The 20,729-nt window shown below is 68.4% G+C and carries 14 protein-coding genes; 1 reads left to right on the forward strand and 13 read right to left on the reverse strand.

The genetic code is table 11. The features are described 5' to 3' along the window. The 11 genes from ABD256_RS33970 to eccD all read right to left on the reverse strand — a co-directional run. On the reverse strand, nt 1–2,135 hold a 2,135-nt coding region (locus ABD256_RS33970; protein ID WP_344428649.1), incomplete at its 3' end, for a WXG100-like domain-containing protein. Nucleotides 2,136–2,242: 107 nt separating this feature from the next. Further along, nucleotides 2,243–2,569: a hypothetical protein gene (locus tag ABD256_RS33975; RefSeq protein WP_344428651.1), complete on the reverse strand. Its 327-nt coding sequence runs from the start codon at nt 2,567–2,569 to the stop codon at nt 2,243–2,245. Further along, nucleotides 2,562–3,035 carry a YbaB/EbfC family nucleoid-associated protein gene (locus ABD256_RS33980; protein WP_344428653.1) on the reverse strand — a complete coding sequence of 158 codons (474 nt, stop codon included), beginning with the start codon at nt 3,033–3,035 and terminating at the stop codon, nt 2,562–2,564. Before ABD256_RS33980 ends, ABD256_RS33975 begins: the two co-directional genes overlap by 8 nt. 2 nt (nt 3,036–3,037) lie before the next feature. After that, nucleotides 3,038–4,831, reverse strand: a complete 1,794-nt coding sequence (locus ABD256_RS33985; protein WP_344428655.1) for a WXG100 family type VII secretion target — start codon at nt 4,829–4,831, stop codon at nt 3,038–3,040. 3 nt (nt 4,832–4,834) lie between these two features. After that, entirely contained in the window at nt 4,835–7,603 is a 2,769-nt protein-coding gene (locus ABD256_RS33990) for a hypothetical protein (RefSeq protein WP_344428656.1), read from the reverse strand. Nucleotides 7,604–7,676: 73 nt separating this feature from the next. After that, entirely contained in the window at nt 7,677–8,156 is a 480-nt protein-coding gene (locus ABD256_RS33995) for a hypothetical protein (RefSeq protein ID WP_344428658.1), read from the reverse strand. 10 nt (nt 8,157–8,166) lie between these two features. Beyond that, a complete protein-coding gene (locus tag ABD256_RS34000) occupies nt 8,167–8,514 on the reverse strand; it encodes a hypothetical protein (protein ID WP_344428660.1) in 348 nt (115 codons plus the stop codon). A 106-nt stretch (nt 8,515–8,620) separates the two neighbouring features. Then, the gene (locus tag ABD256_RS34005) at nt 8,621–8,905 is read right to left on the reverse strand and encodes a WXG100 family type VII secretion target (protein WP_344428663.1); all 285 of its coding nucleotides are present in this window, start codon (nt 8,903–8,905) and stop codon (nt 8,621–8,623) included. A 44-nt stretch (nt 8,906–8,949) separates the two neighbouring features. After that, nucleotides 8,950–9,282 carry a hypothetical protein gene (locus ABD256_RS34010; RefSeq protein ID WP_344428665.1) on the reverse strand — a complete coding sequence of 111 codons (333 nt, stop codon included), beginning with the start codon at nt 9,280–9,282 and terminating at the stop codon, nt 8,950–8,952. A gap of 127 nt (nt 9,283–9,409) precedes the next feature. Further along, nucleotides 9,410–10,819: a type VII secretion protein EccB gene (gene eccB / locus ABD256_RS34015; protein WP_344428666.1), complete on the reverse strand. Its 1,410-nt coding sequence runs from the start codon at nt 10,817–10,819 to the stop codon at nt 9,410–9,412. A 1-nt stretch (nt 10,820) separates the two neighbouring features. Beyond that, on the reverse strand, nt 10,821–12,218 hold the full coding sequence (gene eccD / locus ABD256_RS34020; protein ID WP_344428668.1) for a type VII secretion integral membrane protein EccD: 1,398 nt from the start codon (nt 12,216–12,218) through the stop codon (nt 10,821–10,823). A 146-nt stretch (nt 12,219–12,364) separates the two neighbouring features. Here eccD and eccCa point away from each other — a divergent pair, with 146 nt between their 5' ends. Then, a complete protein-coding gene (eccCa, locus tag ABD256_RS34025) occupies nt 12,365–16,339 on the forward strand; it encodes a type VII secretion protein EccCa (RefSeq protein ID WP_344428691.1) in 3,975 nt (1,324 codons plus the stop codon). Between the two features lie 701 nt (nt 16,340–17,040). On the opposite strand, the gene mycP is transcribed toward eccCa, so the two are convergent. Both mycP and ABD256_RS34035 read right to left on the reverse strand, forming a co-directional pair. Next, on the reverse strand, nt 17,041–18,318 hold the full coding sequence (mycP, locus tag ABD256_RS34030) for a type VII secretion-associated serine protease mycosin (RefSeq protein ID WP_344428670.1): 1,278 nt from the start codon (nt 18,316–18,318) through the stop codon (nt 17,041–17,043). Next, nucleotides 18,315–20,711: a hypothetical protein gene (locus ABD256_RS34035; RefSeq protein ID WP_344428672.1), complete on the reverse strand. Its 2,397-nt coding sequence runs from the start codon at nt 20,709–20,711 to the stop codon at nt 18,315–18,317. Before ABD256_RS34035 ends, mycP begins: the two co-directional genes overlap by 4 nt. Between the last annotated feature and the right edge of the window lie 18 nt (nt 20,712–20,729).

Below are 20,729 nucleotides of genomic sequence, written 5' to 3' on the forward strand. Positions count from 1 at the left end.
GCCAAAGGCTCCTTCGGCAGCGGCTTCTCCGCCAAAGGCTTCTCCGGCAGCGGCTTCTCCGCCAAAGGCTTCTCCGGCAGGGGCTTGGAAAGATCAGGCGGCTTGGGGGAGCTGGCCTTCGAGCCACCGGCCTCGGCGGCAGCGGTCCGCCGCGGCTCGGGCCCGGAGTGGCCGTCCGGCTTCGGACCGCCCCCGCCTGTGGTGACCTGCTTGGTGGGAGGCGGCGGCGGGCCCTCCGAGCTGACGTTCGGCTTCGACACACCCGACCGCCGCTCCGGGCCCGCACCAGACAGTTCCCGCGTGCCTTCTTGCCGAGTGGCCGGGCCGTTCTGCGGCGCCCCCTGCTGCCGGGTATCGCCCTTCGGGATTTCCTTGACGCCCTCGGTGGTCGCCTTGGAACTGTTCGAGTTCCCGTCGGAAGTGGTGACGACGTGTTGCTTGTCCTCGGAGAATATGGTGCCCATCGGCGTCTTCGCGCTCGTGACTTCTTTGCGCACCAACGCAGCGTCCGAAGGGCTCTCACTGATGGAAGTTCGCCGACTCGACGACCCACTATCCGAAGAGTCATCACTGAAAATAGAACTACGACTACTCGACGACCCACTATCCGAAGAGTCATCACTGAAAATAGAACTACGACTACTCGACGACCCACTATCCGAAGAGTCATCACTGAAAATAGAACTACGACTACTCGACGACCCACTACTCGAAGAGTCATCACTGGAGATGGAGCTGCGGCGGCTGGACGAATCGTCGTCGAGCGAGCTATGACTGCTCGACGAATCGCTGTCCTTCGCGACATCGCCCAGCGGGCCACCCGCGCCCGAGCGCCGATCACCGAACTCCGGGAACTTGAGCTGCTTGAGCTTCGAGCCCAGCGCCGACCCGATCTTCGCGGCGAGCCTTTCGCCTGCGGCGTCCACCTTCGCCGACCAGCCCTTGCTCTTGTGGTACGGCCCTGCCGCGCCGAGCATGCCCGCCCAGATGTCCGTGGCTCCGCCGAGCGCTTCGTTCACCGCTATGTTGATCGGCACCGTCAGCGCGACCTGCAAGGCGGCGTACCCGAGCTGCCCCAGCACCGACGGCTTGCCGTGCGGCCCCTCCTCCGCGGACCCGGCCTTCTCCTTGACAGGGGCCTGCTCATCACGCGAAGGCTTCTCACGGCTTGAAGACTTCTCGCCACTCAGCGGCTTCTCACCGGTCGAGACCTTCTCACTGCCCGGGGCCTTCTCACTGCCCGAGGGCTTCTCGACGATCGAGGGCTTCTCCTCGACAGGAGGCTTCTCGACAACCGAGGGCTTCTCGCTCAGAGCCTTCTTCCCACCGGGCCCCTTTTCGCTCAACGGCCCCTTACCACCCGCGACGGGCCCCTTCGACCCCTTGCCGAAAGCTTTGCCGATTCCCTTGGCGAAACCGCGCCCGGCACCGAAACCGGCACCACCAATCGCACCGGCGATAGCGGAGTTCTTCAGCGACTCCGTATCCCAATCATCACGGCCACCATAATCGCTGTGCTCACCCTGCAGCTTCTGAATCCCCTGAATGCTGACGTCGAGAAACTCCATAAACGCAGCATTACCTATCGCATACTTGGCGGCATTCGCCAAAACTGTCGAGAAAATCCACCGAATGATCGACATGAGAACTAATCTTGCCGACGTGATGACCATGGGAACGAATAGACAACCGATAAGCGTTTGGATCAGCGCGGCGATCATGGCGACGAACATGCATGCCATGACGAGGAGCATCATCTTGCCCTTCTCGATGTCGGCACCGGTGTTCCGGCACAAACTCGAGTACTTGCGCGCCCTTTCCGCACTCTCCTGAAGGGCGCCGATCTGACTCTTGAGCCAATCCACGGACGCATCCGCGGTGTTACCGCGCATCGCGTTCGGAATCCGGGACAACAGCCCGTTGAGCTCGGCAACCCTCGTGTCCAGGTCCTCAGCGAACTGCTTCCACGCTACCGCCATGGACCACAGCGCCTCATCGTCACCTTCGGGCCAGGTCAGCCCCAGGGTGACATCGAAAAACTTCTGCAAGTCGGGCGGCAACTTCTTACCCCCGCCGTGCGAACCGCCGCCGGTACCGTAACCCGCCGCACGCCCACCAGCACTGGAAGCAACCATTTTCTTTACCTCCCTTCCATGGCTATAACTTCCAGTGCGTCGGTTTCACACAAGTACCACCAACCACCCAGTGGCCGGATTTGCCTTACCGCATCATTGCCCGCTTCTCACTGAAGATCCAGGCGCTGAGCGGTGTCATGATCGAGACCGGCAAACGTCTTCGCGTTCTTCTTCCCGATATCTGCGACTTCTTTTATGTTGTCTTCGACACCGTCGAAGGCTTTGAGATCACCGCGCGCGCCACTGTCATCGCTGTCGCCGAGATACTTCTTCTCGAACGCCTTGCCGATGTCATCGCCACCCCACGCGCCGTCGTATTCCAAGAGCACATCGGTCAGGAGCTGGTAACTCTCCCCGATTTTTTGCCCGGTACTCTGGAGATCCGTCATGATCGCGTCGTAGGCCGTCTCATCGAGGAAGAAATCGTCAGCCATGTTCGCGAGTCTCCCGATCGCGGTTCTCCGGCTTCGGCGGTTCGATGTCGACGCCGAAGCCGTTCAGGGCTTCGAGCATCGGCCCCATCAGCGAGTTGATCATCTCGTCCGGCCGGACATTTCCGCTGGTCAATCCGTCCAGGTCCAGTCCGGGGACCGAGGACGTCCCCATCAGCTCCGAAACCTTCTGCTGGGACTCCACGCGACCTTTCCGCAGGGTTTCGATGATGACGCTGGCCAGCTGGGCCGGCGCCAGCTCCCGGTACTTCGACGTGTTGAAGGTGAGGTCGGTCAGCTCACCCCGCCCGTCGAACTTCATTTCGAGCGATTGGTCCTTGGCGCGTACGGTCGTGCTCGCCTCATCCCAGTGCTTGCCGAGATCGGCGAGCTTCCGCTTCTCCTTCTCCAGCGCCGCCCATGCGTCGTCGACGGCCTGGTTGGGATCCGTGGAGTTCCAGTCGGTCATGGTCACTTCCCTCGTTCCAGCAGCCGGTCCAGTTCGGCGAACTTCTCCTTCGCCGCGTCTCCGGCTTGTTCGGGTGTTTCGTACTGCTTCTGCTCGCCGCGGCCCAACGTGCCGGACGCACCGCTCCCTTGGGGCCACGCATCGGGCCTCGGCTCAGTGGACATCGCCGCCATCCGGCTGTTCTGCTGCCCGGACTGACCCCCCATCCCGGCCATTCCGCCCATCATCGGCGACATCGGCATTCCTCCGCCGGGCTGGGACGTCATCGGATCGGCGGGGTTGTGGCCCGGTTTCGCAGCCTTCGCGACGGCGGACGAGTCGAACCCCTGGAACGTGCCCGCGTCTCCGCTCCCCGGCGCGAACATCCCGCGGTCCTCCGGCTTGAAGGCCTCGGACGCGGCGGCCGCACCGCCGCCACCCGTGCCGAAGGTGGCCGCCTGGGTGGTCGTCGATGCTTGCCCCGCGTCCACTCCGCTGAACTGGACCGACTTCTGGTGCCTTGGCGGCGCCTGGTCGGTGCCCGCGCCGGTGTCCCCGGTCGAGGTCGCGACCTCGGGCTGCTGGACCGGCGCGGCGGGGACCGGCGCCGGCGAGTCGATCGTGGTCTGGACCCCGGTCTTCTTCTGCACCACCGGATTCGTCTCCTGCGGCCCGCTGTCCCCGGGGCCGTCCACATCCACGGTCTTCTTGGTCAGCTCCGGCAAGGAGTCGATCCGCTCGATCTCCCCGCCCGGGCCGTACACGACCTGTTCGACGACGATCGGGTCGTTCCCGAGCGGTACGAACTTCGACGTGCCCGGCTTCTTCTCGTGCGCGGGCTTCCGGTCCGGCCTGCCCAGCACCGAAGGCACGAAACCGGGCCGCTCGCCATCCGGCTGCCCCGGCTCGGGGCCGCCCAGTCCCTGCCCGGTGAGCCACGGCTGGCCCGACGGCTCGACGACGGGGTCCAGCGGATTCACCGACGACGGCTCCTGCTCCGGTCCTGCGGTCTGCCACGGCTGCTGGACACGGCCCACGGGATCCTCGCCCCCCGGCCGGTACGACCGCCGGTGCTCCGGATACGCGGTGCCGCCTTGGCCACCCTGACCACCGGGGGCACTCCCGATGGTTTTGGTGACGAAGGGCAGCGGTGCGCCGCCGCCGGAGCCGAGCAGCGACGGGTCCGTGCCCATCGGCCGCTGATGACCGCCCGGCCCGCCACTGCCCTGACCACCACCGCCACCACCGCTCGCGGTGCCGCCGGTGTCACCGCCGCCGATCTGAGTGTCCTTATAGGACAGAGCGGGCAACTGGTTGCCGACGTCCCAGTAGGCGGTCCGCAGATCGAGCAGGACCTGCCTGGCGGCATCGTCGTGCATGCGCGCGGTCTCCTCCGGCGGCGGCGCGCCGGGCGCGGGCGGTTTGCTGTCGTCCTCGGTCTTGCGGCCCTGCAGGTCCCGCATCCGCCGCTGGTGTGCGGCGAGGACGTCGCCCGCCGCGCGAAGCACCGTGCCGTAGCCGGGGCTGCCCATGGTCTGCACCGCGCCGGTGACCCGGCCGGTCACCTCCTTGGCGAGTGCGTCGAACTCGTCCGCACCACCACCGGTCCACGCGTCCCGCACGACGTTCAGCTCACGCCGGACCTGCTCGACGGCTTCCCGCAGCCGGGCCGCGGCCCGGTCGAAGGCCTCGGCCCGCTGGTAGAAGACCTCGGGGCTGACCTCGTTGACCAGCTGCGCGAGCTGGTCGAAGTTCAGTCCCTTCAGCACCGGGTCGTCGGGGACCGGTGGCGGGTTGCCGGGAGCACCGTCGGCCATGACCTACTTCTTCCTGCCCAGGACGGCTTCGTCCTGCCCGTCCGGATCGTCGGTCCAGGCGTTCTTGTCGGCCTGTAGCCAGATCTGCGGTTCGCGCTGGTTGTTCTGCTGACCGCCACCGCCCATACCGCCCATACCGCCGCCCATCGGCATGCCACCGCCCATCGGCATGCCCTGCTGGGGATTGACCGCCTGGCCGCCCGCGCCACCGGTGGCCGCGCCGCCGGTAGCCGCGTTGAAGGTGGCTGGCACCTTCGCCGCGTTGGTGCCGGGCTGGGTGTAGCCGCGCTGGTTGGCGACGTCGGTGTCGAACTGGGCCCGCTGCCCGCCCGGCCCTTCCGAACTGGTCGAGAAGTTCCCGCCGGGACCGCCGCCGCTACCTCCCGAGCCACCGCCACTGCCACCACCGTGGCCGCCACCGGACAGGAAGTCCTTCAGCTGACCGCCACCGCCGCTGCCGCCGAGCCCGTCGATGGATTTGCCGACCGCGTTCCTCGCATCCTCCAGCGCTTGCCTGGTCGCCGGGTCGGCGTCCTTCATGATGTCGTCGAACGCCTTGTTGGCCGCGCTCTTCGAGTCGCCGAGCAACTGCTGGTCGTGCGAGCCGCCGCTCCCGTCGAACTTGACCGGGTCGGGCAAGATGTCGTCGACCGCCTTCTTCGCCTCTTCCAGGGCGTGCTTGGCGTCCGGGTCGCTGGTGTTCTTGATCAGGTCGTCGAAGGCCTTGTCCGCCATCGGCTGCACGTCGTTCGTGGAGAGCCCCTTGAGATTGGGGTCGACCGCCTTGCCGATGGCCTCCTTCGCCTTCTCGAGCGCGTCGTGGACCGCGGGCTTGTCGTGGTGCTGGCCCTCGATCTTGTCGATCGCGTCGACCGACTTGTCCTTGAGCTGGCCGAACGACGAGTCGTGGTTCGCCTGGGAGTCGTCGTACGACTTGTCGAGGGCCTTCTTCGCCTCTTCGAGCGCCGCCTTGGTCTTCGGGTCGGCGTCCTTCATCGCGTCGTCGAGGGCCTTGTCGGCGGCTTCGCGCGCGTGCTTCAGGCCGTCCTCGCCCGGCTTGACGTCGTTGATGGCGTCCCCGGCGGCCTTCTTCGCCTTCTCCAGCGCGTCCTTGACGGTCGGGTCCTGCTGGTGGTCCTTGACGTCGTCGATCGCCTTGAGGGCCTTGTCCTTGGCGTCGCCGAACTCCTCGGCGTTCTTGGGATCGAGGTCGCCGATGGCCTTGTCGACGTCCTCCTTCGCCTTGTCGAGGGCCTCTTGCGCCTTGGGGTCGTCCTTGTACTTGTCCTTGGTCCCGTCGATCGCGTCCTTGGCTGCCTTTTTGGCGTCCTCGAGCGCTTTGTTGGTCCCGGGGCCGCCCGTCGTGCTGCCCGGCCCGCCCTCGGTCGGGATGTCGCCCTTGCCGCTGCCGCCGCCGCTGCTGCCGCTGTCGCCGCCGCCACCGACGTTGCCGATGGCGTCCTGCGCGGCCTTCTTCGCGTTCTCGAGCGCCTTATTGGTGTCCTGACTGTCGCCCGGCTTCTTGAGCTTGTCGATCGCGTCGCCCGCAGCCTTCTTCGCCTGCTCCTTCGGCACCTGGTCGCCACTGCCACCGCCACTGCCACCGCCGGTGCCACCACCCGTGCCGCTGCCGGGGCCACCACCCGTGCCGCCGCCCGTGTCACCACTGCCGCTGTCGCCGCCACCGACGTTGCCGATGGCGTCCTGCGCGGCCTTCTTCGCGTTCTCGAGCGCCTTATTGGTGTCCTGACTGTCGCCCGGCTTCTTGAGCTTGTCGATCGCGTCGCCCGCAGCCTTCTTCGCCTGCTCCTTCAGCGCCTGGTCATCGCCGCCGCCCGAACCGCCGCCGCTGCCGGAACCACCACCGCTGCCGGAGCCCTCATCCCCGCCGACATTCGGCATCTTGTGGGTAACCCCGTTGGACGAGCCGCCCTCGTCGTCTTTGCCGTCGTCCTTCTTGTCGTCGTCCTTCTTGTCGTCGTCCTCGTCGTCACCTTTCTTGTCGTCGTCCTTGTCGTCTTTGTCGTCGTCGCCTTTGTGGTTTTTGTCGTCGTCGTCCTTGTCGTCGTCCTTGTCGTCGTCATCTTTCTTGCCGTCGCCGTAGGCCTCCGACTTGTCGTAGTCGTAGCCCACGGCGGGTTCAATGGGGACCATGGCCCGCCCGGCGGCCACGTATTGTTCACTGATGTTCTTGAAACAGAACTGCAGCGCATCGATCAGTTTGTCTTCTTTTTCGCCCTTGATCTTCTCGAAGGCGTCCTTCGTCTTCGCCATGATGGCGTCGATGTCGTCCATGTTGGCCGCGAGCTTGGCTGCCTCCTGCGCGGCAGCCTTGATCTTGCCTTTATCGTCTTCGTAATCTTTTTCTTTCGCCTCGACCGTGGACCACCAACTATCGTAGAACCAAGTCATGGTGTGCCCGATGTTGTGGAACGCGTCGTAATACTTCTTCGTGTCCATCCGGTCGTGCAACTCGCGACTCGAAGTGAGCAGATCGTTGGCCCAGCTGTTGAAGGCCTCCCCCGCCTCACCCTTCAGCTGATCCGAGATTTTCTTGACCTGGTTGGCGAAGCCGTCGTTCACCTCGCCGAGCGCTTTCATTGCGTCCTTGAGATCATAACCGAAGTTGTACCAATCCATGTCGCGCCCGGACTTGTCGAGCAGGCCCGCGGTGTACACCAGCAACTCGTCGAGCTTCCGGTACTTCCCGTAGTCGAACGACGGTGGCGATTCGTCGTATCCGCCCGTGGGCCAGTTGTTGGTCGCAGCCATCTTTCCCTGCCGTTGTCAGTGATCCGGATCGGACTGGTCCAGCTGGTGTCAGGTCCACACCGGACCTTGACACTTAGTTCTTCTTGTTCACGTCCACTTCGTCACTACCGTCCGACTTGAACTCGACGTTGAGGTTGTTGGTGTAACCGTCGTTTCGCGACCCACCGCCTCCCCCGTGGTTCCCCTCAGTCTTTTCGCGGGCCGTGTTCCACTCTTTGATCTTCTTCTCGGAATCATCTTTTTCATCATTGATGATCTTTTTGATCTTACTCGCGTTGTCACCGTCGACATTGTCGAACTTCTCTGCTATCTCGTTCAAGAAGTCCGACATCTTTTCGAAACTCGTCCCCAGATGATTGAAATGTGCGACAACGGCGTTGCGCCGATCATCGGTGAGGCGCTCGACCCACACCGCCAAGTTGAAAATGCCACACTTCGGATGCTGGTTGACCAGTTTGTCGACCTTGTCCTGCCTGCCGTCGCCGAGCAGCTTGGCGATTTCCTTCGCCGAGTTCTTCAACTCGTCCTTGTCGAACTCCGTCTTGTCAGCCACGATGTCCTTCTCACGCCTGGTTCAGGCTGCTGATGTCGTCGCCCACCCGGGTGCGCAGGTCCGCGACCACGGCCCTGATCTTCGCGGCGGCGGTGTCGTCGATGGACTGGATCTCGGTCGCGATCTTCGTCAGCGCCTTGTCCATCTCGTCGAGCGCGACTTTCAGCTGGTCCGCGTGCGCGAGCACGCCACGCCGCCGGTCGTCGGCGATCGTGCCGAGCTGCGTGGCGAGGTCGAAGTTCCCCAGCTGGGGCCAATCCGCCCGCAACGCGGTGAAAGCGGACATGTCGTCCATGATCCGCCCGAGGGCGGTGGCCGACGCCTTGACGACGTCCGTGTCGAGCTTGGTGGTGCTCATGTCATCACTCCACAATGGTTGACAGGATGGAACATGAGGCACGGGCACCGGACAGAAGATGTCCGGTGCCCGTGTCTTCCCGGAACAACGTCATCACGGGACCGTGTCAGTGGTAAACGTGCTTCGCGCCGTTCTGGTCCGCGGTCTGCATCTCGTTCACGCCACTGTGCATCTTGGCGCGCAACTGCTCCAAGATGTCGGCGTTCGCCTGAAGATCCTTCTCCAGGTCGTCGCACAGGCTGTTGTACGCCTGCGCGGTGCTACCTTCCCACTCCCCCATGATTTGCTTGACGTTGTTCCGCTGTTCTTCTGTCTTTTCGATGATGCGCTGGGCCTGCGCCTTCATCGCGTTGATCATGTCGTCGAGCACCGCGTAGTCGTACTTGATCATGAACTTTCTCCTTGTACTGAAAGGTCGGGTGAGGCCGAGCAGGACTAGCTTCCGCCGAGGAAGTTGCTGGTCTCGATCTGGACGCTGTTGATCTGCTTGACCAGGCTCTCGTCCGTGCCGGTCTGGTTGTTCGCCTCGTTGCGAATGTTCGTCGCCATGGTGTTCACGTGCTCGAGGACTGTCTTCTTGACGGAGGCGATCCAGCTCTCGGCCGTGTGGCTGAGCGCTTTCGTGGCCTCGCTCGGGCTGGCCGAGGTCGTGCTCTCGATGTGGCTCAGCAGCTTGTCGAGCTCCTGGCTCATTTCCTGGGCGAACTGCTCGTGCTTGTTCGCCTGGTCGAAGATCTTGTCCTTGTCAACCGTTGTCGTGTGCGACATCAGGTCTCCTCGCTGTTCCGTATCCGGTACACGCCTACAGGTCTCAAACTAGGTTTCGCGGCGGCGGAGTACCGCGCTCACGGACCGAGAGCGGCGAAGAGGCGCAACTCCCCCCGTGAACGTCCGATCAGGACTGGACACGCAGCGCTCCTTCCACGCTGAGTAACGGCCCCGACGGGAGCAGTGACAGCAGTTCCGGTGGCATCCGCACCGCGGCCTGCGCCGAGTAGCCGAGCGCACTCGCCACGTCGGCGTTCGCCAGCGGGTACTTCGTGCCCGTCTCGGTGACCAGGTAGACGGCACCGGGTGGCGCGCCCGGCGTCTGCTGCCCGGCGACCAGTGCGCCGCCGCCCGCCGGGATCACCACCCGGTCCGCCGCGGTCCCCGCCGCGTGCGCGCTCACCGGCATCCCCTTCGCCGCACTGACCGAAGTGGACAGCAGGCCGATGCTGACCTGCTGCCCGGCGGGGCCCAGCGGGGAAAAGCTCGCGCAGGCCATGGCATCCGGTGGCGGGGACACGATCCGCGGCGGTTCCGGCGGCAGCGCGCCGACGAGATCGGGCCCGCTGGTCGAAGCCGGCACCCCGGACAACGCACCCGGCCCGGCCGGAACGGGTTCCACGGGCGAACCCTGGTACGCGGCCCTGATCGACGGCGAGGCCATCAAGAGCGCCGCGCTGGTCGGGCTCAGCGCCGCGACCCCGTCGGCTCGGACGAGGTAGAGCTGCGTGGTGCCGATCGCGGGGTTGCGCACCTGGTAGACCTGCCCGACCACGCTGGCATGCCCGTCTATCGCCGGGCCGGACGAGCCGACCTGATCGGGTACCGCCGCCGCGACGTCCGGTCCCGCGGGCACGGTGTTCGCCCACGCCGCGGTGACGGTGACCGGGGAGATCCCGCCGTAGAGCGCCTCGACCTCGGCCCTGCCCGGAAACCGGTACCGCCTTCCCCGCCAGACCAGGAAGTTCGTGTCGTCCGGGGTACGCACCAGCAGCGCCTGGCCGTCGGCCAGGGTCTCTTCGGGCGGGTGCTCCAGCGCGAGGGTGACCGTGCCGCCTTGCCCTTGCGGGCCGGGCGGCTGCGCGCACACCGTCCACGGTCCGACGTCGAGCGCTGTCGGCAGCGCGTCCGGGGCGCCCGCGATGCCGATCGGCTGGCCGACCGGTGTGCCGGACAAGGACTCCTGGGCCACCGAGACGACCTGGCCGTTGCCCGACTTCCCGGCCGCCAGCCGCGCCGAGGAGTAGTTGAGCACCGGCCGCAACTGGTCTTCGAGGTAGACGTAGCGCGCGCCGGTCGTCTCGTTCATCACGATCGCACCCGGCTGGCGCCACGACGTGTTGCCACCGGGGACGAACACCCCGTAGATCCCGAAGATCCCCATCACGATCGCGCCGACGACAACCCCGAGGAAAACGCCGGTGTTGAGCCGTTTGTTCGGTGACTGCAGCACGTCGGGCTTGCCGTGCACGACGGCGGCCACGAGCCTGCCCACCACGAAGAAGTACGCCTGTACCTGATCCCGCCGCGACTGCACCTCAGCCGGCCAATCCGCGCATCCAGGCGTACACGCCCAGTACCTGCAACAGGATCGGGACGACGGCGATGGCGGTGATCGACTCGAAGATTTCCACCGCGCGGCCCCAGTACGGCCGCAACCGCTTGCCGGGCAGCATCCTGCTCGCGAGCACCATGAGCGCGCCGAGCGCGAAGACCGGGCCGAGGATCGCGAGCAGCCGCACCGTGCCGCTTCCCGCACCGGCCAGGTGCCACACGTTCGCCACCACGCCGACGACGGCGGGCGTGATGATCGCCCACCGCTGCACCACCCCGCACGGATGGCGGCTCCGCAGGAACAGCAGGAGCGAGACCACCAGCGACAGCGTCATTTCCCAGCCGTCGCCACCCGAGACGACGAAGGGCAGCAACACCGCGACGGCGGCGCCGAGCCCGGTGTGCAGGGCCGTCGAATAGCCGACGGTCACCGCGCCCCGCGCCACGATGATCTTGGCGGGCACCGGGTCGGTGTCCTCGCTGAGTTCGTCCTTCTCCGTCGGGAGCATCGGCAGCGTCAGGCCGGAAAGCCGGAACGCCGTAGCGGGGAGGAAAATGCCGATGACCAGGCTGAGCGCAACACTGAGACCAGCCGCCTGGGGAACGGACATCGCCGTGGTCGAAGCGATCAGCCCCGCGATGGCCAGCACCGCGACGAACGTGATGGCACCGGCGAACAGCAGGGCCGAGTCGGCGACCGCGAACGCCCCGGCGCTCAGCAGCAAGACCGCCACGGCGAGCGCGACGGTCGCTTCGACCGCCATCGGCGCGAGCGGGGTCAGCGCGCGCACCTGCAACGCACCGCCGAGCGCGCCGTAGCAAACCGCCGCGCCGGCCAGGATCGTCGCCACGTGCACATCCGCGACGCTGCGCGCGACCAGTGCGCTCGCGACGAGCAGCACCACCGCCAGTGTCAGCGCCACGGCGGACTGGACGGCCACCGAACCCGCGCCGGGCACCACCAGCATCCCGAACAGCAGGGCGACACCCGCGCCGATCCGGAACATCCACCTGGTGTGCGCGGGTTGCCACACGCCATCGTGCTCCCGCACCTGCTCGCCGACACCGGCGACCAGGTCGTCGAAGTCGATCGGCGCGAGCTGGTCGGCGCGGGGTCGCAAGTAGACGGTCTCACCGTCGAGCAGGTTGAGCTCGTCGAGCGTCCGGTCCTCGTCGAACGGTTGCTCGCCGACCCGCTGCACCACCCAGCCCTCGTGATCGGCGCCCTGTTCGATCCATTCGGCACCGAACTGGGGCAGCACGGCCGGCAGCAGATCGGCCAGTGCCGCCTCGGTGGGCAGGGCCACCTCGGTCACCTGCTTCCCGAGAACGAACCGTAGCCTCGCCGACGTTGTTGTGCGATGCTGTGTTTGCTCTTCCATCTGGTGTCAGGTCCTTCCTGCCAGGGATCCCAGACCGTGAACCAGCCCGGAACCTATCGCCGCGCGGCCGCCATTTCGGCGCTCGAAGCCCGGTCGGCGCGGAATGGGGGAAGTCCACTCACGAGGGAGAGCGACCTTTGAGCACGGTGCTGTTCGCACGCCGGGCGCGGCGGCCGAAACCGGCCGTGCCCGCCGACGAGATCGAGATCCAGCCACCGCCCGCGGTACCGGAGGACACCGGCGGCGGGATCAGCTCGGTGCTGATGTACGCGCCGATGGGGCTGGGCTCGCTGGCCATGGTGATGATGTTCGTCCGCCCCGGTTCGGGGCTGATGTCCTACATCGGCGGCGGCATGATGCTGCTGTCGGTGGTGGGCATGCTCATCGTGCAGCTCGTGCGTTCCTCGGTGACGCACAAGCAGAAGCTGCACGGGCACCGGCGCGACTACATCCGCTACCTGGCGCAGCTTCGCGAACGGGTCCGCAAGGCGCTGACCGAACAGCAGCGCGCGGCGCGGTGGATCCATCCCGACCCCCGCGCGCTGTGGTCGCTGGCGCTGGGCTACCGGCTGTGGGAGCGCCGTGCCGCGCAGGACGACTTCGGCGAGATCCGCATCGGCGTCGGCACGCAGCGCTCCGCGGTCAAGCTGCTGCCGCCGGACACCAAGCCGATCGAGGACCTCGAACCGCTGGCCGCGCACGCGCTGCGCCGTTTCCTGCGCGCCTACTCCAGCTTGCCCAACGCCCCGATCGCGGTGTACCTGCGCGGATTCGGGCAGATCCAGTTCGGCGGTGACGACGGCACCGTGCTGGACCTGGTCCGTGCGATGCTCGGCCAGCTCACCACCGCGCACGCCCCCGGCGACGTGCGCATCGCGCTGTGCGCCGCCCCCGACCGGGTCGCCCGCTGGGACTGGCTGAAGTGGCTGCCCCACCACCAGGATCCGGAAAGCCGGGACGCCGCGGGCGCGCGGCGGCTGGTCGCCGACACCGTCACCGAGGCCGAACTGCTGCTCGGTGGCCCGTCCTTCACCGGACGTCCCCGCTTCGAAGCCGACACCCCGATCACCGCCTCGGAGCCGTTCGTCGTGCTCCTCCTCGACGGGGTGTCCGTCCCCGCCGATCACCGCGCCGCCGAAGAGGGCTATCGGAACGCGGTGGTACTCGACGTCTCCGGCTGCCTGCCGTGGCAGGACCGGCCCGGCGTGCTGTTCCTCGAAGCCGAGCCGGAGCAGGTGAGCGTCGTGTCCTTCGACCGGCTCGGCAAACCGCACGCCAAACCGCTCTGCACCCCCGATTCGCTGAGCGAGACGGCGGCCGCCGCGCTGGCGCGCACGATGGCGAAGTACCGGATCGGCGAGGTGTCCGAGGACGAGGAGCCGACGGCCGCCGACTACGAGCTGACCGGGCTGCTCGGTGTCGGTGACGTCGCGCACTTCGAACCGGCGCGGTACCGCCGGGAACGGATGACCGCCAAGCGGCGGCTGCGCGTGCCGATCGGCATCGCCGCCAACGGGACCCCGCTGGAACTGGACATCAAGGAAGCCGCCGAGGACGGGATGGGCCCGCACGGGCTGTGCGTCGGCGCCACCGGGTCCGGGAAGAGCGAGCTGCTCCGCACGCTCGTGCTCGCGCTCGCCACGACCCATTCCTCGGAGGACCTGAACTTCGTCCTCGTCGACTTCAAGGGTGGCGCGGCCTTCCTCGGTTTCGACCAGCTTCCGCACACCTCGGCGGTGATCACCAACCTCGCCGAGGAGCTCGAACTGGTCGACCGCATGCAGGACGCGCTGGAGGGCGAACTGAACCGGCGGCAGGAGTACCTGCGCGCCGCGGGCAACTACGCCTCCCGCCGGGACTACGAGGCCGCGCGCGCCCAAGGCGTGCCGCTGGAGCCGATGCCCGCGCTGTTCATCGTGGTCGACGAGTTCTCCGAAATGCTTTCCAGCAAACCGGAGTTCATCGACACCTTCGCCATGATCGGCCGCCTCGGCCGAAGCCTCGGCGTACACCTGCTGCTCGCGTCGCAACGGCTCGACGAAGGGCGCATCCACAAAGTCGAGACGCACCTGTCGTACCGGATCGGCCTGCGCACCTTCTCCGCGATGGAAAGCCGCAGCGTCATCGGCGTCCCGGACGCCTACGAACTGCCGAACAGCCCCGGCAACGGCTACCTGCGCTCGGACACGCAGACGCTCATCCGGTTCAAGGGCGCGTACTCGTCCTCGCCGTACCGGGCCAAACGCCGCGTCACCGCGGCCGATTCGGTCGACCAGCACGTCGTCCCGTTCGGGATGACCTACGTCGAGCCGTCCGCGGCGCCGGAGCCGGACCCCGAACCGGAACCCGCGGACGAGCAGGAAAGCATCGACACCGTGCTCGACGTGCTCATCACCCGGCTGCGCGGGGTCGGGCCGCGCGCCCACCAGGTGTGGCTGCCGCCGCTCAAGCAACCGGCCACTTTGGACCAGCTACTGCCCCCGCTGGTGGATCACCCGGAGCTGGGGCCCCGTCCGGTCGGGGATCTGCAGACCGCGTCGCTGACCGTCCCGGTCGGCCTGATCGACCTGCCAGCGCAGCAGAAGCGCGCGCTGCTGACCGCCGATCTGGCGGGCAGCAAGGGAAACGTGGCCGTCGTCGGCGGTCCGCAGACCGGGAAGAGCACGCTCCTGCGGACCCTGATCGCGGCACTCGCGGTGACCCACACCGCCGCCGAGGTGCAGTTCTACTGCCTCGACTTCGGGGGCACGCTCACCGCGCTGGCGAAGCTCCCGCACGTCGGCAGCGTCGCCAACCGGCTCGACCGCGACCGGGTCACCCGGACGGTGCTCGAGGTGACCAACCTGATGGCCCGCCGCGAAGCGCTGTTCGCCGAGCACAACATCGACTCGATGGCCACCTACCGGCGGGCGCGGCGCTCGGGCAAGTACACCGACCTCGATCCCTACGGTGACGTGTTCCTGGTGGTCGACGGCTGGTACACGATCCGCCAGGACTTCGACGACATCGAGGACAACTTCACCGAGATCGCCGCGCGCGGCCTGAGTTTCGGCATCCACCTGGTGGTCGCGACCAACCGGTGGTCGGAGATGCGCCCGTGGCTGCGGGACGTGGTCGGCACCCGGTTCGAGCTCAAGCTCGGCGACCCGGTCGACTCCGAGATCAACAGCCGGTTCGCCGCCACCGTGCCGTCCATCCCCGGGCGCGGCATCACCCCGGACCGGCTGCACTTCCTGGCCGCCCTGCCCCGTATCGACGGCTCGCCGACCACCGACGACCTCGCCGAGGCGACCGTCGAACTCGCCGAGGCGCTGGCCCTGCCCGGCGCGCCGGTCGCGCCGAAGGTCCGGCTGCTGCCGCACCAGGTCACCGCACGGGAGCTGCCGGGGCCGAAATCCCCCGGCCCCGCCGCGGAAATGCGGGTCCCGCTCGGGATCGACGACGTCGAGCTGGCCCCGCTGTGGCACGACTTCGACGCGAGCCCGCACCTGCTCATCTACGGCGACGCCGAAAGCGGGAAGACCAACCTGCTGCGGCACATCGCCCGCTCCGTCGCCGCACACCACAGCAGCGACGAGGCCAGGGTGATGTTCGGCGACTTCCGCCGCGAACTGCACGACTCGATCCCCGCCGAGTACCAGCTCGAATACGCCGTCGGCGCGGACGCGCTGGCGAAGTCCATCGCGGGCGCGGCCTCGGTGATCAAGGATCGGCTGCCGGGGCCGGACATCCCGCCGAGCCGACTGTCCAAACGGGACTGGTGGACCGGTGGCAGGCTCTACATCATCATCGACGACTTCGAGCTGGCCGAGGGCGCGGGCCCGCTGGATTCGCTGATCCCGGTGCTGCCGCAGGCCGCGGACATCGGGGTGCACATCATCATCGCCCGCAGCACCTCCAGCGGGAGCAGGTCGATGATGAACCAGGCGGTCCGGCGCATGTGGGAACTGGGCACCCCCGCGTTCCTGTTGTCCTGCCCCAAATCCGAGGGCTCGTTCCTCGGCAACCTCAGGCCGCGCGTGCTACCGCCTGGCCGGGGCCAGTTCGTCAACCGCCGCCGCGCGGTCCGGCTCGTGCAAACCCCGCTGGTGGAGGGCTTCATCAAACCGGAGCAGGATTGAGGTGTGCGCGAGGGCCGGGCTGCTTGCCCGGAAGTGGCCTCGGGGCACTAGGCGACCTCACCCTCGTAGGAGACTCGTGCTGCCTCGGCGGAGATCCTGCCCGCGCTGAAGGTGACCTCGGGGGAACTGAACGCCCCGAAGGTCGCGGTGATGATGCGCGCGCGTCGATTCCGCTGAGGTGGGTGGCGGAAGCGCGGAGCCGCCGGGGGCTTGGTCCCTGAAGGTCGCCTTCGGGGAATCTGACGCCGCGATCTCGCCCCTCACCACGCGCGGTATGACGACGCCGATGCCCCGAAGGCGACCTTCACGGCCTCAGATTCCCCCAAGGGCCCCTTCAGGACATCCGCCCCAGAGCCGAACAGGCCCCGCGAAAGCCACGCCCCGACGCACGCCCCTGCAGGCACCTCTCCGGGCACCAGCACGGAAACGAACAAGAGCGACGCGAGCCACGAGATCCCAGCACATGCCCCCAACGGCACCCTCAGGGAATCTGACACCCCAATCCCACCCCTCACCACGCACGGCATCACGACGCCGATGCCCCGAAGGCGACCTTCACGGCCTCAGATTCCCCCAAGGGCCCCTTCAGGGCATCAGCAGCGGACCCCACCGCTACCCCGCAGGAGCATCGGGCAACCACGGGTATCCCGCCCGACCTGCCGGACGGGCCCGAAATCCGGTGCGGTGGAAGGAATACCCGCCTACTTCTCCGGCGCGGAGACTTCGAGCACGCGAGCCGCCCGCCAGCCGCGCCTGCGACCGGACCGGTACATCTTGGTCAGCAGCAGCGCGGCGAGCGCGAGGAACACCGCGCCGAACGCCCCCGTCGCGGCCAGGATCGGCCCGAGCTCGTCGTGCGGGGCGACTTCGACCGCGCGGGCGTCCGGCGGGGCGACGACCGCGCTCCCGGCGGCACCTTCCTCCGGCAGCACGGTGGTCACCGCCGCCATCAGGTCCACCATGCCCCAGCCGAGCGCGGGATCCGGCAACCGCGCGGCCGGATGCGTGGCGGTGGCGAGCAGCCGGTGCTTGACCTGAGCGGCGTTCAGCGAGGGCCGGTAGGCGCGCACGAGCGCGGCGGCCCCGGTCACGAACGGCGCGGAGTAGCTCGTCCCGCTGCCCTGCCATTGCCCGGGTCCGCCGGGGCCGAGACCGAGTACGTCGACACCGGGCGCCACCACCGACAGGAACGGCCCGGTCTGGGAGAACTCCGCGTGCTGACCCGCCTGGTCCACCGCGCCCACGGCGATGACCGAGGGGTACGCCGCCGGGAACGTCACCGGGTCACCTTGTTTCGCGCTGTTGGCGGCCGACGCGACCAGCACGACGTCGTGGCTCGCCGCGTACTCGACCGCGGCGGCGAGCTGCGGATTCGGCTCGGGCGTGCTCGCCGAAACGTTGATCACCCGCGCGCCACCGTCGACCGCGGCCCTGATGCCGAGCGCCATGCCCTCCGGGGTCAGCGCACCCGGCTCCCCCGGGGTGTCCGTGGTCGCGCACCGCACCGGCAGGATCCGCACGCCGGGCGCCACCCCGGCGTACTCCGTGCCGCTCATCGGGGACGCGGCGATGATGCCCGCCACGAACGTGCCGTGCCCGTAGCAGTCGTCGTCGGCGGGCCCGCCGCCCGGCTTGGTCGTGTCGACCCCGCGCAGCACGGTGCCACCCCGCAACTGCGGAACCGAAGCGTCGACGCCGGTGTCGACCACCCCGACGGTGACACCGGTGCCGCTGGTCAGCGGCCACACCCGCGACGGCGCGAGTTGCCGCTGCGCCCAGGGCACGGACGGCCCGGCGGCGGGCGGCGGTTGCAGGCACGGCGGCGTTTTCGCCTGGTCGCCCACCGACGAGGACGACGAGGACGACGAGGAGGACGACGGTGGCGCGGAAGGCGAGGTCGTGGGCGGTGACGGTGCCGCGTGCGCGGGCACCCCCACCGCGAAACAGAGCACCGTGGCCAAGCCCACGGCGGACTTCACGACGCCACCGCGACGGACTTGTCCTCGCCGGCCGCCTCGTCGCGCCAAAGCAGCATCGACGTGGTGAGCCGGGCGATCGTGTCCGGATCGTCGACGAGCCGCAGCGCCGCGTTGCGCCGTCCCTCCAGCACGGTGTCGAGCTTGGCCAGCACCGCGCGGTCGCGGTCGTCGAGCTCGGTCGACTCCAGTGCCTCGCCCGGCGCCAGTTCGCGGAACAGCACCGCGATCTTGGGGGCGGCGAGCGCGTCCGGGTCCTCTTCGCGCTCGTCCTGGTCGTCCGGCACGGAGCGGACGGCCAGTGTCTTGAACCGGGCACCCGCCGTGAACACCGCCTCGCCGACCGGGCGGCTCAGCATCAGTTCCGACGTGCGGCGCGCGGAGGCGGGCCAGATCAGCACGTCGAGATCGGCGCCGGGGACCGTCACGTCGAGGTTCATGCTGGCGGCGAGGAACCCCGGCTCGGTGAGCACGGTACCCGGGCCACCGCGGTGTTCGAGCGACTCGGAAACCCTTCCCTGCCGCAGTACCGCCCGCCGGTGGATGGGTAACCGCCGCAGTCCTGACATCAGGCAGGGGATCTGCCCGTCCGGCACCGCGCCCTCACCGGTGCGCAGCACGCCGTTCACCGAGCCCGCCGCTCCCTCGCCACGGCTGAGGTAGAGGCAGACCGCGACGTAGTCGGCCTTGCCCGCGGGCGAGTCGTCCGCGCGCATCGCGGGCCAGGTGGCCAGCGCCGCGTTCACCGTGGCGAGCGCGATCCCGAAGTCCTCACCCGCGGCCGTGACGAACCGGTTCTGCTCGGCGGTGGTGCTGGCCCGCACCGATACCTCGACCGGCCGCACCAGTTCCTGTCCTTCGGGTGGCGCGGGACTCGGTTCGGCCTCCTGCGCGGGCGGCTCCGGCGCTTCGCCAGGCGGTGGCTCGACGACTTCCGGTTGCGCGGCAGGCGGTTGCGCGGCAGGCACGTCACGAGGTTCCGGACGCGGTGGCGGCGACGTCAGCTGACCGATCGGCCTGGACGGCACCGCACCGCCCACAGTGGACACCGGAGCACCGGAGACCGTCATGACCGGCGCCGGACTCACCGGCGCCGGACTTACCGGCGGCGGGCTCACCGGCGGCGGACTCGGACTATCCAATTCGGACGGTTTCGGGGCTGGCGGACGGGGCGGTGACGGCGGCGCGGGCGACCGGCTCACCACCTGGGGATCGAGGGCCTGCTCGGCCTCGTCGTCCGGGATACCCGCCATGCGCACCTTGACCGCCGCGCGCTCTTCGGCGGGGAGCGCCTCGAGCAGGCGCTCCGCCGCGGCCAGCACCGGAAGGCCGACCGGCGCGCCGGTGGTGCCGAGGGTCAGCGTCCAGCACGCCGGATCGAACGGCGCGGCACCGGCGGCCGGATCGGGGTCGGCGTCCGCCGCGCGGAGGGCCAGCCCGGACGGCACGACGTCCGCGAGCACCGGGGCGGCGCTCCCCCCGGCGAACCGGTAGGACCGCGCGCCCTCCCGCACCCAGCCGGGCGGGGGCGGCGCGACGGCGAGCACCTGCTGGTCCCCGCCGCGGGCGGCCTGCCGCAGCACCAACGGGAACGGCCGGAATCCGCCACCTGGCACGACGGTCTCCCCGCCGATCTGCGGACCGGTGCTGAACACGATGTCGCGGGAGAGCCGCAGCGCCAGTTCGATCTGCCAGTGGTGCGCCGCGACCTCCGGTGTCGCGGGGACCACCATGACCGGGCGCGAAGGGAGCCCGGCGAGCAGCTCGGCGACTTCGGCCGCGGACGAAGCCTCGACGACGACCTTGGGGAACCGCTCGTTGACCACGACCGGGAAGGCGCTGTCGGCGGTGCCGCCACCGGCCGCCGGGCGGACGGCCAGGCCGCACGGCACCGGCAACGCCACGGCCTCGCCCGCGGTGACCGGGCAGCCGGGCAGCCACGACTCCCACTCCGGCAACGGGAACCGGGCCCCGTGGAAGCTCACCGGCTGATCGGGGCGGAACCGGTGCCAGCCCGCGCCGCCCGCGCCGTGTCCCGCGTACAGAGCCGCACCCGGTATCGCCACGAGCCCGCCGTCGGGCGCGGCGATCTCGATGCCGAATTCCCGTGCCAGCCGCTTGGCCAGCTCGGTGTCGGCCGCGAGACCGCTGACACCGAGCCAAAGCAGCTCGATCCCGGTGGTGTATTCGCGCACCAGGCCGGGTAACGCGGCGGCCAGCGACGGCGTGTGGCGCGCCTTCGGAGTCACCAGCACGAGCAACTCGTTGCCGGACAGCGGCGCGGCGCCGATGCGCAACCGGTCGAGGCCCATCTCGTCGCGACGCCGGATGAGCACGTGCCGTTCGTGCAGCTCGTGTTCCTCGGCGACCAAGAGGCCGGGTTGGTGCTGATCCATCGTCACTCCAGTCAGAAC

This window comes from Amycolatopsis minnesotensis (genome assembly GCF_039529815.1).
In the GTDB taxonomy this organism is placed as follows: Bacteria; Actinomycetota; Actinomycetes; order Mycobacteriales; family Pseudonocardiaceae; genus Amycolatopsis; species Amycolatopsis minnesotensis.